The organism is Bacteroidales bacterium (genome assembly GCA_012519055.1).
GTDB lineage: Bacteria > Bacteroidota > Bacteroidia > Bacteroidales > Salinivirgaceae > JAAYQU01.
The window spans coordinates 13,037-28,896 of sequence record JAAYQU010000018.1 but is presented as its reverse complement, the minus strand read 5'-3'; the positions used below and the strand labels follow the sequence as shown (position 1 = coordinate 28,896).

The 15,860-nt window shown below is 34.5% G+C and carries 11 protein-coding genes; 5 read left to right on the top strand and 6 right to left on the bottom strand.

Annotation, left to right across the window (positions count from 1 at the left end):
- Positions 1-1,140, top strand: a 1,140-nt coding sequence (locus tag GX311_03905) for a hypothetical protein (protein ID NLK15523.1), incomplete at its 5' end; no start/stop codon positions are given.
- A 117-nt stretch (positions 1,141-1,257) separates the two neighbouring features.
- Here GX311_03905 and GX311_03900 read toward each other — a convergent pair.
- From GX311_03900 to GX311_03890, 3 genes are all read right to left on the bottom strand, one after another.
- On the bottom strand, positions 1,258-1,821 hold the full coding sequence (locus GX311_03900; protein NLK15522.1) for a helix-turn-helix domain-containing protein: 564 nt from the start codon (positions 1,819-1,821) through the stop codon (positions 1,258-1,260).
- A 146-nt stretch (positions 1,822-1,967) separates the two neighbouring features.
- The gene (locus GX311_03895) at positions 1,968-2,561 is read right to left on the bottom strand and encodes a hypothetical protein (protein NLK15521.1); all 594 of its coding nucleotides are present in this window, start codon (positions 2,559-2,561) and stop codon (positions 1,968-1,970) included.
- Complete coding sequence (locus GX311_03890; GenBank protein ID NLK15520.1) at positions 2,537-5,161, bottom strand: hypothetical protein; 2,625 nt, start codon at positions 5,159-5,161, stop codon at positions 2,537-2,539. The genes GX311_03895 and GX311_03890 overlap by 25 nt, the downstream gene beginning before the upstream one ends.
- Before the next feature lie 290 nt (positions 5,162-5,451).
- Here GX311_03890 and GX311_03885 point away from each other — a divergent pair, with 290 nt between their 5' ends.
- The 4 genes from GX311_03885 to GX311_03870 all read left to right on the top strand — a co-directional run bounded on the left by GX311_03885 (position 5,452) and on the right by GX311_03870 (position 9,972).
- Positions 5,452-6,138: a tetratricopeptide repeat protein gene (locus tag GX311_03885; GenBank protein NLK15519.1), complete on the top strand. Its 687-nt coding sequence runs from the start codon at positions 5,452-5,454 to the stop codon at positions 6,136-6,138.
- Positions 6,139-6,217: 79 nt separating this feature from the next.
- Positions 6,218-6,703: a 6,7-dimethyl-8-ribityllumazine synthase gene (locus tag GX311_03880; GenBank protein ID NLK15518.1), complete on the top strand. Its 486-nt coding sequence runs from the start codon at positions 6,218-6,220 to the stop codon at positions 6,701-6,703.
- Between the two features lie 138 nt (positions 6,704-6,841).
- Entirely contained in the window at positions 6,842-7,918 is a 1,077-nt protein-coding gene (locus GX311_03875) for a tetratricopeptide repeat protein (protein NLK15517.1), read from the top strand.
- 5 nt (positions 7,919-7,923) lie between these two features.
- Positions 7,924-9,972 carry an OmpA family protein gene (locus tag GX311_03870; GenBank protein NLK15516.1) on the top strand — a complete coding sequence of 683 codons (2,049 nt, stop codon included), beginning with the start codon at positions 7,924-7,926 and terminating at the stop codon, positions 9,970-9,972.
- Between the two features lie 77 nt (positions 9,973-10,049).
- Here the strand turns inward: GX311_03870 and GX311_03865 are convergent, their stop codons facing one another.
- The 3 genes from GX311_03865 to porU form a co-directional block, all read right to left on the bottom strand.
- Positions 10,050-10,529 carry a 2-C-methyl-D-erythritol 2,4-cyclodiphosphate synthase gene (locus GX311_03865; GenBank protein NLK15515.1) on the bottom strand — a complete coding sequence of 160 codons (480 nt, stop codon included), beginning with the start codon at positions 10,527-10,529 and terminating at the stop codon, positions 10,050-10,052.
- A gap of 15 nt (positions 10,530-10,544) precedes the next feature.
- Positions 10,545-11,705, bottom strand: coding sequence for a type IX secretion system outer membrane channel protein PorV (gene porV / locus GX311_03860; GenBank protein ID NLK15514.1), 1,161 nt, complete (start codon positions 11,703-11,705; stop codon positions 10,545-10,547).
- A gap of 76 nt (positions 11,706-11,781) precedes the next feature.
- A complete protein-coding gene (porU, locus tag GX311_03855; protein NLK15513.1) occupies positions 11,782-15,582 on the bottom strand; it encodes a type IX secretion system sortase PorU in 3,801 nt (1,266 codons plus the stop codon).
- Positions 15,583-15,860: the final 278 nt, after the last annotated feature.

The following is a 15,860-nucleotide window of genomic DNA, read 5'->3' as shown; positions in this document are numbered from 1 at the left end:
GTTGGTGTTGACAAAGATTTTAATCTATATATGGATAGTGCTTGGGTTAAAAACAGGGCAATTGCAAATATTTGCAAAATAAGCAACGAAGCCCTGCAAGAGACAGGCTGGAGCAATGATGACATAGATTTGATTGTACCACATCAAACAGGAAACGCCATTTTGCACGGAGCTATCCAAGAGTTGGGCTTACCTGTTGAGAAACTGTATCAGGAGGCTCAAAGAGACTATGGAAACGTTTCTGGTACAACCATTCCATTGTCGTTGTCGTTGTTAAAACATCAAGGGAGACTTACCCCCGGAATGAATATTATTTGCCCAACGGCAGGAGTGGGAGGGGAGTACGGCGCATTTACCTATGTCGTTCCCAAAGAGCGACCAAAACCAAAACTGAACGTTAAGCCGCTTAAAGATAAAACCGTACTGCTTTTGTTCGCCGACTCAGCACTTGGAGTCTCTGTCAGCGAGCTACTTTTAGAGATGGGAGCTAATGTGTTAGCTCACGTAAATCAGGAAAATGATTGGTCGTCAAGCCTGTTGCAGGTTAGTCAGACAGACTCGAACATAAAGGTTGTTGTTGAAACACTAAACAGTACCGAAAGAGTAGATAGTTTTATTCAGCAGTTTGAAAATCACAAGTTCGATTATTGCATAAACCTCTTTAGTGCAAAAGAGTCGATTTACGGCATACTCAAAGATTTTGACGCACTACAGTGGTCAGCTGTAAATGAACACGTTAGCCGAAAAATGTTGCGATTAATTACGAAAACTATCATTGTTTTGGCTCATCCTGTTGAGTTTGTTAATCACAAGTCTGCTAATCCATTAAAACTTATTTTTTCAGGCTGGCATGGTTTAATGGGCAGCATGTCCGGAGAGGCTGCAAGCAAAGGAATAAGAGTGATTTGGTACACCCCCGGAATATATGAAAAGATGACAGCATATATGGACTCCGGCTTGAAAAATGCATGTAAAGACCTTGCAGGGCAAAATCACGAAGCCCCATTAGAAGCTATCGCCGAGAGATTGGTTAAATCCCTTTATTTAATAAAAGTAGCTCAAACATCAGACACATACCAAGGACCGTTGGTGCAGAGAAAGGAGCTGTTTAAGTTTCGGAAAAATAGTGTAGAGCAATAGAACGTTTTAATCTCCCACTCACTGAGCTTGTTGAAGTGATGCGATGAACTGAGCTGAGCGAAACATGATAGTGACCAATTCAAGACAGTTTCAAGAAACAGACAAATTACAAGGTGGTTATTTGATAATCTTAAATATTTTCGGATACCTCTTTTCTATTTTCCCTTTTTTTGAACTGCAAGCAAAGTATATAGGAAGAATTATATTTAAAGTACACAGTCCTGCAAATATATAAAATAAAAGATAGTAAGAATTTACGTGCGAAATTTTAAGAAAAGCAAAGGTCACTACCGATAAGAAATATAAAACTGTCCATATAATTTGAAAATTCAATAGATTTGCTCCTACCTCTTTAAGTCCAATTATTTTTTCCTTTTTCGTTTGCCAGAGAATCATTGGTATAATTATGTTTCCGAGTGGAATTACTATGAATGATATAACCGAAAGGTGAAAGTAAAAGAGAAAATTGTAGTCAATTTGTTTGCCGTAATCCAATATCTCTTCTGCGCTAACATCAAGAACCTTACAAATTTGATTTAATGTATGTCCGCGAGGTTCATTTCCGTTGTTTTCTATTCTTTGAATTGTTCTTAAATTAACATTTGCCAATTCGGCTAATTCTTCTTGTGAAAGACCTTTTTTCTTTCTTAGTTCTTTAATTTTTTCTCCAATTTCGTTCATAAATAATTTGATTTTATTTTCACTCACAAAATTATATATGAAACAGCCCTTTTGATAACGGTTTATTTACGACACTTTTACGACATTATTGTCAATTTGTTGTTTTTATTAACTTTAGAATGTTTTTACAACCGGTAAGCCAATAATTATTCCTTTCTAGTTCTTCGTTTAATCGCTTCAAAGTTTACAAATACCCCCATTCGAAAAGTATATCCCTCTTTATTAAATACTGAAGTTACTTTTAATCCAACCGATGGTCTTATCCAGTAATCAATGGAACCATATACGAATGCGCCTGGTTGCTTAAATTCCGTTTCTGTCCATGCGCCGGCACCTCTTCTATATTGTTTAAATAGTCTGTAAGCATATCCGCCACCTGCAGTGAGCCATAAGTTATTGAATATCATATAGCTACCAGATATTCCAAACTCAGTTTGAAAATATCTCTCTTTGAATAGTTGTGTCTCATCTTTTGTTGTGTGGATTGCTATTGGCACAAGCATTAAGTTCAGCCTTAATTTGTCGGTGTAATAGTTCTCATATTGAAGTAATATATATGGACTTGAAGCAAATCTTTGGTTGATAGTGTCATTTTTTATCAAAGATTGGTCAATTCCTACTTCTATATTGTATTCTGTATAAGTTGTTGTTGATTTATTGTCGGTGTTTTTGTGCTCTTGTGCCGACAATCCGATTGATAATAACAAAAATATAATTACGAAACTATTGACTCTTTCCATTGTGCTTTATATGAATTTATCATTTTTTTGAACCATTTCTTATCATGTCTAACATATTGATAGCAAACCTCTTTTGGATTAGACTCTTTTTGATTTACTACATCACGTTTAGCAAGACTTCGTCCCATTTTATCTTGAGCCTTGTCGGTTAAGTCTGCAGGAACATCTTTTTCGTAAATAAAGTATAGTAAATCTAAGGCATTTTCTGTTTTGCCGTGATCAGCAAGATATTCAACTGCACCAAGCGTAAAAGGAGTATAGTCGTACTCTTTTATAAATTTGATTGTATTAACTGCCTGTAACGTGTATGGCTTCATTAATGTATCTGGATATGTTTGTTCTATATCAATTAGTTTTACCATTGCAGCTTCAAATTTGTGTTTATTAATGAGTTCTACTAATTTTTCACATTCGCTCTGAAACTTTGCAGGTAACCCGCAGTATTTAATCTTATTATCTATTTCATCGGTTGTAAAGCCACATCTAGTATTAGATTCAACAATTTTCTTTGCTTTCTTTAAAGCCACGATAGCATATATATACTCCAAATTTTTTAGATGAATATCGGCTGCATTAATTTGTATATCAATCTTAAATTTAATTTCGTTGCAAATACTTTGTTCTAACAATCCTCTTATTTCGGCAATCCTTGCTGTTGTTGCTTGTTCCAATTCAATGTTATAATTTTCTGCTAGCCGCTCCGCTTTTTTTAGATTTGTTGTTACATCTTCAAAATGTTTCGATACCAAACACTTTTCAGCATCTACAATTGACTGATTAATACATAAGTTAACAGCCTCTTTGTACACTTTAGCTTCATTGTTAGCTGCGTTAAATTTGTAGGTTTTGCGGATATTAACAGCCGAGTCTGCCATTGTTAGAGCATTACATCCTTTATAAGCATAAGCTTCAAGTCGCTCAATAATAGCTTGATAGTGGTGTTCTTTCAGCTGTTTGATTAACTTTGTGTGCTTCTCAGAAATCGACAATTTTTGTTGTTTGCAATAGTCGTAAGCCTTTTGTTGAAGGCTATCAGAAGCCGTAAAGTTTTGTGCTTCAAACAACGATATTGCATCATCAATCATAATGTTGTATAGATTACTGAAAACGTTGTTTAACAACGTATTAGCTTGCGGATTGCAAGCAACTTCCGAATACGTTTCGCATATCTGTTTAGAAGCCATTAAAGCGTCCAACGCAACTGACGGATTTTCATCAATATTATCTTCTCCTGTTTTTAATAATACTTGGTATGATTTATTTAAGTGTTCGTACACTAATCCTTGGTTACTAAAATGGTCTTTATGCAGTGTGTAAAAACTGTATAAAGAGTCTGTCAATGTTAAAAAACTATCATATTTTTCCTCTTTCAGTACTTTCTCATTTTCCGCAATAAAATTTTCGAGAATTATGGTATAAAGCGCTTTTCTTTCATTATCAAGGATATTTGAGCACTTTACATGTGATATTGATGAACATATACTGTAGCAAGAGTCAATTAGCAATGTTGCTTCAGAAAGGTTGCCTTGTTGTCGCGTAAGTCTTGCATCTTCAACCATTTCAGTGATAACAGTGTTGATTAACAGGCTAGATTCTTCGTTTGTAGGTGGTTCTAAATCTGTGTTTTTATCAACGAATCTTATAATCTCTATTACTTTATTTTGATTTCGTCGAGATAATTCTATTGAAGCCAATTTTACATAAGGCATTGATAGTCTGGGTTCAACCTCAATAGCCTTGTTAAAGTTGTTGATTGCGTTTACCGTATCATTTTTTTGTAAGGCTGCAACACCTAATCTGTAATATTCTTGTCCAATATTGTCGGTCTGTTGGGTTAACTCTATTTTTTTCCCTTGAGCAAAATTCTCCAATTCGTTTAATCTTGGCATGAGTCTCAAAGGGTCATGCTCGTTAAGAAACAGGGTTTCATCTAATCTCTTTTTCCTTATCCTTTCCACCGTGGCAAGTGATTTTTGCGAAACTGTCTGATACTGCTCGTTATTTTCGATATTGTCTAAATCTATTTTTTGCAACTCCTCCTCAGCCAGCTTAATTTGTATGTCGGCAGTGTAATAATCACTTATAATTTGCTGACGTGCAACAATTCTATCTAACATTGCTTGTCCAAGCTCAATTTTCGGTATTTTGTATTTTACGTTTGTTACGGCTTTCCCTTCAGGTACGTTGTACGTAAAGCACAAACCATTTTGTTTCATTTCGAATTGCAGCTCCTTTTTTTCAATTAAAGTTTGACCAGAGTAAAACTCAATTTCAAGAAAAGCTGTTACTGGTAACATCAAATCACGCAAGCTAAACTCTTGAAAAACAACAGTATTTGTAACTTTTGCATTATTGTAAAGAGTGGTAACAGAATTTTGAGAAATTTTGCTCTCTAATGTTATATTGTACTTCAAGCAAGGTTTATCACCCTCTTTTGGCAAAGATTGTGACAAGTTTGCAAGGATTACGTTGTTCATTTGTGAACTCTCGTCCGGGTAACACAGTGTAACAACAATAGTTGTATCATTTACAGGATAAGCAAATTGCAGCATTAATAAAAATACCAACATTGCCAACGATGTTTTTTTCAATACTTGCATATTTAATCAGATAAATGGGTACATAAATAATTTTGTGAACAAAGATAATTATTTTAAAACTCTATTTTTAATCTCTTGGATTTTTGTTCTATAATGAGCTATATTTATTTTATCAAGCAGCATCTCATTATAGTCTTTTTTGTTAATGTTTGTCTCTTAATTAGTTTATAATAAGAACTATTTGCATATATATACACCGTTTTCAACTAACATAAAAAAATATTGCGCTAAATATTTGATAGTACAATAAAATGTTTAATTTTGTGCCACGAAAAATAAAAAATAAAAATATGTCTAAGAAAAACGAAAAAGCCGCTGGAATTGAAAATGTTGGAGAGGTATTAGGGCGTACCGAACAATTTATTGAAGACAACCAGAAAATTATTATCTATGTAGTAATTGGTATTGCGTTGGTTGTATTGGGATATTTTGGATACAGAAATTACATTTATAAACCCAAAGCTGAGGAAGCTGCTGCAAATATGTTTCAAGCCGAGTATTATTTTGAAAAAGATTCAATGAAACTTGCTCTTTATGGTGATGGGAACAATTTTGGATTTTTATATATCATTGATGAATATAGTGGAACACCTTCAGCCAATTTGGCTAACTACTATGCAGGTATAGCATTCTTAAATTTATCAGAATACGATAACGCAATAAAACACCTTAAATCGTTCTCTTCCAACGACGTAATAATTTCAGCAATCGCAAATGGAGCTATTGGAGATGCATACGTCCAAAAAGGAGATATAGAAAAAGGTGTTAATTATTACCTTAAGGCTGCAAAAAATAAAAAAGATACTTTTAACGCTCCTATATTCTTAATGAAAGCTGGCATTGCTTATGAAGAGTTAGGTAAATATAAAGAGGCGCTAGAAGTTTACAAAAACATTCAAACCAACTTTAGCGAAAGTCGAGAAGGCAGAAATATTGAGAAGTATATTGCGCGCGTTGAGTTTTTGTTAAAAAAATAAAACACTAATTTAAAACATATATAGATAAAAAAGTATCATCTTTGCGGTGATACTTTTTTGTTTAAAAATCAGATACACAATGGCTACGATATTAAAAAACCTATCAAATTACGATTTTTCTAAAGTTCCATCTGCCGGCAAAATGCGATTTGGAATAGTTGTCTCAGAATGGAATGACAATATAACTATGGCAATGTGTAAAGGTGCTGTTGAAACACTTATAAATCACGGTGCATTAGATGAAAATATTGAGATATCGTATGTTCCCGGAAGTTTTGAGCTGAGCTTAGGTTCGCAACTTATGGCAAAAAGGGAAGATATAGATGCTGTTATAGCATTAGGTTGTGTTATTCAAGGAGAAACACGGCATTTTGATTTTATCTGTCAGGGTGTAACTTATGGTATAACACAAGTATCGTTAAAGTACGATAAACCAGTGATTTTTGGTGTAATAACATCTGATAACCTACAACAAGCAATTGACCGTTCGGGTGGAAAACACGGCAATAAAGGTGTTGAAGCAGCTGTTACGGCAATTAAAATGGTTGCTTTAAATAAAAAATAGTTATAAAATGATTTACACTCAAACCTGTAAATAAATATTTGTTTTGAAAATTACAAAAACACTTGTATATTTATAGTTTGTTCTTATATTTAGAAACATAGTAAAATTAATAAGTTAACCTATTGAAAACCAAATCTCATGAAGTATTTATTTTTATTTTTGCTATCACTACTATTTACGTTCAAGGCGATAGCGCAAATTAACGATGCGGCTATGCAGCCAATAGACACAGCATCTACACTTATTCTTGCTGGAAATCAAGATGCTGAAATCGCCTACAACAACGGAGTTCAGTTGTTGAACGAAAAGAAATATCACGAAGCTATAAAAGCTTTTGATGAGGCATTACGACACAATCCAAATTTTTATAGAGCAAGGCAGAATAAAGCTGTTGCTTATAGTTCACTCGAGCAGTACAACAGTGCTATTGAAGAGCTAAAGATTGTCGTTTCAGCTGAAAAAACCAACAATAGAGCACTGTACGCTTTAGGAGCAGCGTATTATCAAATTGACAAGCTCTCAGAAGCATTGGAATATTTAAGCAATGCCATTCAAAATGGTTATTCTGGGTTTGAAGCTTTTTATCTTGCCGGACAAGCTGCTTTCCGTCAACAAGATTACGATGCAGCAATAGCTTCATTTACGCTTGCAATCAGAGCTAAACATGATAGTTGGGAAATATATAACGATAGAGGAAGTGCTTACAGAATGGCCGAAAGATATAATGAGGCCATTGAAGATTACAAAAAGGCAATTTCTTTAAACACTTCATCGCCTATTATTTATAATAATTACGGAAGTGCACTTAGAAAAAAAGGAGATCTTGATGCTGCTATATTAAATTATAGTATGGCTATACAAATTGATTTTCAGAACTATATTGCATATAATAACAGAGGAAGTGCGTATATAGATAAAAAGATGTTCGATAAAGCAATCGAAGACTTTAATAAAGTGATTGAGTTAAAACCCACTTATGCGTATGGATATAATAATTTAGGTTCGGCTTATATGAAACTAAAAGAGTACGACAAAGCTATAGAAGCATTTGGTAAAGCAATATCAGCCAAGCCCGATTATGCAGAAGCTTACGCTAATTTGGGTGCTGTTAAAGAGATGAAACACGATATAGATGGTGCCATAGAGGCTTGGAAGAAAGCGGCAGACTTAGGCTACAAGGATGCTGTTCAATATATTAATTACTATAAAAACTAAGGGTCATGCGAAATACACATATATTGTTTTTAATACTTCTTTTCCAATTACCGCTATTTCTGTTAGCACAAGATATCCCGTTTGATAGATCATCTTTTGGAAAAGATAGAGAGAATTTGCGTATTGCGTTAAGAGCTATACGTGATGGAGATTCATATTATATGCTAGGACAGTACAACAAAGCATTGGAAAGCTATCAAAAAGCTCAAGTTATTAATCCAAACAATTCGGAGTTAAATTACATGATAGGTTATATGTACCTATATGTTGAGAGATATAGTGCATTGCCATATATGAAAAAAGCTTATGAACTCAATCCGGGTGTCAGGCCGGATGTTTTATATCTTTTAGGGTTATCTTATCACTACAACGAACAGTTTGAAGAAGCTAAAGAGTATTATGCAAAATTTCAGAAACAACTACTGCCGGGTGATAAAGAAGATATGGACGCAGTTACAAAGAGAATTGAAGAGTGTAATAATGGGATAGAGTTGATGAAAATGCCAGCTCGTGCATTTATTACTAACCTTAAAGAGTTAAATAGTAAATATTCTGACCACTCGCCAGTAATTTCAACTGACGAATCGGTAATGTTATTTACCTCAACTCGTGAAGGTTCGGTCGGTGGTAAACAGAACGCATATGACGGTGAGTATGATGAAGACATTTATATAAGTTATAAAACTCATGGAAAGTGGGGTGTACCTGTTAACGCTGGAGAACCTTTAAATACACGTTCTGAGGACGCAACAGTAGGTCTTTCTGCCGATGGTCAAAGCTTATTGATATACAATGGTCAACGCGGTAGAGGCGACTTGCAAATCAGTGTGCTTAAAGGAGATGAATGGAGTTGGCCCGAATGGCTAAGTAGTGAAATAAATAGCAAATACCAAGAATCAAGTGCCTCTTTTGCAAATAATGACAGAATGTTATACTTTATTAGCGAGAGACCAGGAGGAGTGGGAGGTAAAGACATATGGTTTTCAACAAAAGATTCAAGAGGCAGATGGTCAGAGGCTAAGAATTTAGGATCAGCAATAAATACTCCTTACGACGAGGAAAGTGTGTTTATGCACCCAGATGGAAGGACGCTCTACTTTAGCTCCATGGGACACAAAACCATGGGAGGATACGATATTTTTCGTTCAGTAAAGCAAGATGACGGCACATGGTCAAAGCCAGAAAACCTAGGTGCACCAATAAATACTGCTGACGATGATTTATCGTTTGTGATTAGTGCAAGTGGTCGAAATGGTTACTTGTCGTCGAAACGTAAAGGCGGTATGGGACAGCACGACATTTATCTGGTTACATTCTTAGGTCCTGAAAAACCCATGGTTCTTAGTAATGAAGACCACCTATTGGCAAGTCTAAATCAGACCATTACAGACAATGCAATGGAAAAGACCGTAGAGCTTAAAACAATACGTCTTACTGTTGTTAAAGGTGTTATAACTGATGCTATTAGTGGTAATCCTATAGAAGCAGAGATTGAAGTTATTGATAATGAAAAAGATGAAGTTGTATTCAGCAACAGGTCAAACTCAAAAACAGGTCGTTTTTTGGTTTCGCTACCATCAGGAAAAAACTACGGTTTAGCAGTTAAAGCTGACGGATATCTATTCCATTCAGAGAACTTTAATATACCTAAGACATCGGCTTATCGAGAAATAGAAAAAGAGATAAATCTGCACAATATCAAGAAAGACGCAAAGATTGTTTTGCGTAACGTGTTCTTTGAAACAGGAAAGGCGAACTTAAGAATAGAATCATATCCAGAGCTTAATCGATTGGCAAATGTCATGAAAGAGATACCTACTTTAAAAATCGAGATTAGCGGACACACAGATAATGTGGGTGGTGAGGCAATGAATTTGAAGTTGTCGAAAGATAGAGCAAAGTCAGTTGTAGACTATTTAATAATTACACAAGAGATTGCTCCCGAAAGAATAACTTACGCTGGATATGGTTTCAGCCAGCCAATAGCTGATAATATTACTGAAGATGGAAGACAACAAAATAGACGTGTTGAGTTCAAAGTAATTAGCGAGTAAAACAACAATGCTAAAAAAATAAAACAGTGTCGTTTCAAATATTAGAAAAGACACTGTTTTATTATTGTCGCTAACCTCTATTTATATATAAGTACAGTAGAATAAGCCTCAACACCTTCTTCTGACCCTACAAATCCAAGCTTCTCAGAAGTAGTTGCTTTTATACTTATGTTTTCAATATCAGCATTAATTGTTTGTGCAATTTTTTTTCGCATTGACTCGATAAATTGAGCAATTTTAGGTTTTTGTAAAGATATTGTACAATCTATATTTCCTATTTTATATCCCTTACTATGAATTAACTCACATACTCTTTCCAAAAGAATACAGCTGTTAATGTTTTTATAACTATTATCATTGTCAGGAAAATGTTTCCCTATATCCCCCAAAGCTACAGAACCTAAAAGTGCGTCGCAGATAGCATGTATTAAAACATCACCATCACTATGAGCAACTGTTCCTTTATAATGCTCAATATTAATACCACCGAGGACTAAAGTTTCGCCTTCAGCAAGCCGATGCACATCGTATCCAAATCCTACTCTAAAGTGTTGCATAAAGTAGTCTAAATGTTAATTTGACATGGCACCAATATCTAACACCAAGCTAAATCGGATAGTTTGCGACAAAGGGTGATGTGCAATTACAGGAATTAAATATGATAAATCTATTCCCAGGGCATTAAATTTAAGTCCTGCACCAGCAGTTACATATTTTCTGTTTCCTTTTCTTTCATGTTCATGAAAATATCCTGCACGGACTGCAAAAAGTTTACTATAAACATATTCAACACCAACAGAAATCATGATTTCTTGCATTTCTTCTCTGAAAACACTGCCATTTACACCGGGGGCGTCACTGAATGATTTAAAAATTGCAACAGGAACAGAAATAGTATTACTACCACTGCCAATACTATCAGCATGTGTAGGAACCATAAGTTTATTAAGATCAGCATAAAGCGATAATTTGTTATAATCATCTAATTCCATTGCTAATCCTCCCCCAAGACGTAGATTCATAGGTAAAAAATACTTATTGTTTGCAGAATAAGTAACTTTTGTACCAATATTTGTGAAAGCTAGCCCAGCTGTAACAACAGACGGAATATCTCCTACATCTAACTTTGTGTGATAGTATGAGCCTAAATCAACAGCAAACGCGTGTGCTGGTTTTAGAACATCTGTACCAGAACTGAGTGTACCCGTTAGATCGGAAAATATATATCGTGCGGCTAATCCCATAGAAAAAGATGTTCCAAGTTTTCGGGAATATGCTCCATCGAAAGCAAACTCATTAGGTATAAAAACCGTAATCTCTTGTCCAGTATTATCGCGAAAAACCACTTGACCTAATGAAAAGTATCTTAATGACCCTCCAAAAACTTGATTCTCGTCTAATCGGTAGTAACCTGTTAAATATGAAAGATGTATATCTTTAACAAGTCTTTTTAACCATGGCGTGTAGCCCAATGCTATGCCTGTTTTCCCTTCAATATTTGCAAGTTTCCCAACATTCCAATTTACTGAATATATGTCGGGAGAGGTGGCTGCACCAACATCTCCCATACCTGATGATCGAGAGTCGGGAGATATAGTTAAAAATGGAACAGCATGACGTACAGGATTATAACGCAGATGTTTTCCACTTACATCAACACTATCTATATGTTGGGCAAACAGCTGATTACATAATAAGAATAAAGTTAAAAATAATAAGTTTTTGACAGTCATAATTATATTAGTTTATGCTTAATAATCTATTTATAACGATGCAAGAGTATTTTTGTTGCAAAAGTAATAGTTTTGTTTATTTTAGTATTACTAAACGCTCAAATTTTGTATCTGTTTTTCCGTCAGGTGTTTTTATTTTAACCTTATAAACATAAACTCCACGCCCTATACGATCACCAAAATCGTCTAAGCCGTCCCAAGTTAACGGATTTGTTTGATATAAACTACCCTGCATTGTTGTCTGAAGTGTTTTTACCAATTTTCCAGAAACCGTAAATATTTGAATTGTTATTTCAAGTGGCACATGGGGTTGATTATGTTCAAATAAAAACTTAGTATGCGTTGTAAATGGATTTGGGTAATTCAAAACATGAGATAGTGCTGCCTTTTCGGTATTAGCAACCACAAAATCGAGTTTAGTCTCCGTGCTGTTATTAACAATATCCCAGGCACAAACAGTAACTTGATTTGGACCATCTGGCAAATTAAGTAGTTGATATTGAAGTTTTCCACGTTGGTAACTACCAATATCAGATTCAAAATGGTTGTTTAATATAATTACGTTGTTCATATCATGTTTTAATGTGGCAGTAATTTCATGTCCTATACCATTCCCCGTGGTATTGATACCATGTTCATCGAAAAAATGTGCTATTAAAAGTGGCGATTCATTTGTCGAGCTTCCAGAAACGAAATTGGTGTCATTCATATAAACATCTATTTCTGGACCTTTAGTGTCATTTATTATATTATTACTTGAACCACCTATAATAAGTGATCTGAAGGCACCTTGAGCATCAATTGTGCCATCTTGTGCGTAATATTCTATTTTACCTTTACCAAAGTCGTAATCAATATCCAACGGTACAATAAACTCAAATTTAAATTTACCGTCAACAACTTTGGACTTACCTTTGTACAAAATATTATCTTGAGTTAAAAATGAAAATGGATCTTGACCGTCATTGCCTAAGGTTTGTCTCTCTTTAAATTTATCATATACAGCTGTATGAATAACACCGTTATAGTTTGGTATATGGTTTCCTAATGTATCGGTAATAGAACCACAGATTTCAACCTTTTGTAAAGCACCAATTGTGTCTGTTGCAACTTGAGTGCTTTTCCCGTTTATAGAGTCTGTAACAACCTTATATGGAGGTATAATCAACTTCATAGAAGGGTCACCAAAAAGTGTAAATTTTCGAGAGTTGATTGCATATACACCTTGCTGATTTTTTGCATCCTTCATTATTTCGCCTAATGTAGAGTAGTTGCCACCTTCATTTCTTTCAAAAACCCTATTGTAAAAACTAATACTTAGTTCGTGATTGCTACTGCCATATACAAGACGGGTTGTTGTAAACATAGATACTGCACCTCCATTTGGGTTTAGCAAAATCATCTCGCCAATTGATTTTAATTTATGATTATCGTAAGGCGAAATTTCACATGATGCTGTCATGAAAAACGGCAAATAATTAATATTTTTCCAACTGTTTACCATCGATTTATCAATAGCAGATTCGTGTGCAAATTGATTTGGGCTACCATGACCAGTATAATTAAAAATTAAAGTTCCTTTATGAATAATACTGTTTATTGCTTCACGTACAGCAGGATATCGTTGTCCAGTTGGAGTAGATATTTGATTGTAGGCATCCATAAAAATCAGGTTGTTATGAAACCAAGGGTATTTGCTCATAATAATTGCAGCAAGATGGTATGCCTGTTTTTGAAGTTCAGCGTCACCAGCATTATCGGCATCATCTGCTAAAAAAGTCAACTCGTTCTTCCATGCATCTAAAGTAGGGTTTTTGCTATAATTAATTATCTTATTTACAACTGTTTGAGCTTCAAAACTGGTTTCAACAGGTAGCCGTCCAACTCCTATATCGAGTAGACCTTTTAATGTGTCTCCTCCGTATAAATTTTCTCCACCTTCACCAGTATCAAGTAACCCGAAAAAGTCGTCACTTTCAGAAGATATTTTTTTATTTAACGACTCTAAATTTTGATAGGTTAAAATATGATTGTTTGTTTTTGCAGCCCATTTGTTATCGTAACTTCCGTCTCCTATCAGCAATAGATATTTGAATGTTTTTGAACCTCCGCCAGATTTTTGATAAAACATACAAGCCATATTTCTTATTGCAGACACATCTGGTATACCTGAACTAAATTCGTTATATATTTCTTCTGGCTCTAGTATAAGAATATCTAAGTTGCTTTCTGACCTGCGATAATCAGCGAGTCTTTCAGCTTCTTGTCTGAATAAAGGTGCTGTTACTATTATCATATCGGGTACAGGCTTCCCATGTATGTTTTGATTTGCTTGAACTCCCAAGTCTGCAACAGAAAGCACACCCGCATTATTAAAAGCAATGTAAAATTGATTATTGTCGTTGTTGTGTTTCCAGCTGCTCATAGCCCCACTCTTTTCTAGAACCATGTTTTTAGGATTCAATGGGTCTGTAACATTCCATACAAAGCTTACATTCCCTCCAATCTGAAACTGTTTAACAGTTCCATCTGAAATATTTTTCGAATCGGCAAAAAACAACGAATTTGCAGAAAACAACGATAAATCCACTCTGGCTGTTACTCGTACAAAGTCAATTGCAGCACGTGCTGCAATACTTGTAGCATGAAACTTTGTGGATATTTTAATTGGACTTTGAGTTATATTAAGCCTTGACGTTTGATATATAGTATACCATACTTCACCGTATGGATTTGGGTAGTATCCTGGGAAAACACTCCTATGAATAGGTGTTTCTCCTATTTTAAACTCAAAAGAGCAGAGTGGCTCGTCAATAATCTGAAATCCTATAGATTGAGTTTGAATAGTTATGTTCTCATTGCTTACGATATTGCTGGGAATGTTGAAAACAATGTCTCTCTTATCCCCGGGAGTAAAAAGTTCTCCATATTTAAGTCTACCACTAGATATTGGATTTTGAACATCATCATCCCATACAAGATTTACATCAACACTATTTGTTGTAAAGTGTTCCGTTTGCGAGTTGTTATTTTCCGAAATAATGCGTTTACCTGGACCTAGATCAGTGGTTACAAAATATGCCCCATCGTCGCTGTATAGGTTTTTAATATGAGAATAGCGGTTAGTAGGCTTATCATACATATACTTAATATTGCCCTGTCCGTAAAAAAGAATATAGTCGCCGGCATTAAAAATACCATCACCGTGCGTCTCCATATAAATAGGATTTTCATACAAATCATCGGGATCGTCTGAGTCATTTCGTTTTGACAGCATTCTTGCTCCTGTGCCGTAAATACGAACATCAGCAGGATTAGACATTCCCCAGCCTTGCAATTCCTCATAGGTTATTTTATATACACCACTTTGAGTTGTTTTTATCTTTCTCCAATTGCCTGTAGCCAATACGGAGTTTGATTTAAATTCTCTGTGATGGGTTGATTTTTTTAATCCGTTATATGAAATTGAAATATCTGCTTTATTCAAAAAATAAACTTGACCATTCCTTTGCGAAACGAGGGCAATTTTAACAACAGCAACAGGCTTTTTGTTCAAGTATCCTGTTTCATAATTAACTTCGAAAAAAGGTTTTAAAGATGATGCATCAAGCATTTCAAAATGATTATCAGATCGTGATGTTTCCATATTAATCAATTCAACAGATATAGATTCAAAATCATCTGATAAATCAATAATTTCAACTATCTTAGGAACAGCGTCATTAACTTCGTCGTAAACACAGTTTAGAGCGTAAGGCTTTTTAATTCCGATGTCCATCCACTTAACGTTCAGTTGCTTTACATCTTGTTGACCATAAACAAGAATAACTATGCTAGATAATAGTATAATTAGTGATAATTTCAATAAATTTCGCATAAGAATAATTTTGTTACAGAATAATTACGCTATTTTATCGTAATTATTGTAATAAAGACATTAATAAATCAACAAAGTGCAAAGCTATCAAAATCTTTTTGCACTAAATTAAACAATATAATAAAATGTAAAACAAATATGAATTAGTTTGATCAATTGTTTTATCAAGAGTTTTATTTGACCCTTAGCAAAAAAATACGGATAATGAAATATGATAAAAATTTTTGCATATGTTGAAGTACTAATAGAAAAATTATTTGATAAAGTAAAAACAATGA

Excerpts from the sequence above, each read along its gene's own strand:
- GX311_03900 (NLK15522.1), bottom strand. The coding sequence starts at position 1,821 with ATGAACGAAATTGGAGAAAAAATTAAAGAACTAAGAAAGAAAAAAGGT.
- GX311_03895 (NLK15521.1), bottom strand. The coding sequence starts at position 2,561 with ATGGAAAGAGTCAATAGTTTCGTAATTATATTTTTGTTATTATCAATC.
- GX311_03890 (NLK15520.1), bottom strand. The coding sequence starts at position 5,161 with ATGCAAGTATTGAAAAAAACATCGTTGGCAATGTTGGTATTTTTATTA.
- GX311_03885 (NLK15519.1), top strand. The coding sequence starts at position 5,452 with ATGTCTAAGAAAAACGAAAAAGCCGCTGGAATTGAAAATGTTGGAGAG.
- GX311_03880 (NLK15518.1), top strand. The coding sequence starts at position 6,218 with ATGGCTACGATATTAAAAAACCTATCAAATTACGATTTTTCTAAAGTT.
- GX311_03875 (NLK15517.1), top strand. The coding sequence starts at position 6,842 with ATGAAGTATTTATTTTTATTTTTGCTATCACTACTATTTACGTTCAAG.
- GX311_03870 (NLK15516.1), top strand. The coding sequence starts at position 7,924 with ATGCGAAATACACATATATTGTTTTTAATACTTCTTTTCCAATTACCG.
- GX311_03865 (NLK15515.1), bottom strand. The coding sequence starts at position 10,529 with ATGCAACACTTTAGAGTAGGATTTGGATACGATGTGCATCGGCTTGCT.
- porV (NLK15514.1), bottom strand. The coding sequence starts at position 11,705 with ATGACTGTCAAAAACTTATTATTTTTAACTTTATTCTTATTATGTAAT.
- porU (NLK15513.1), bottom strand. The coding sequence starts at position 15,582 with ATGCGAAATTTATTGAAATTATCACTAATTATACTATTATCTAGCATA.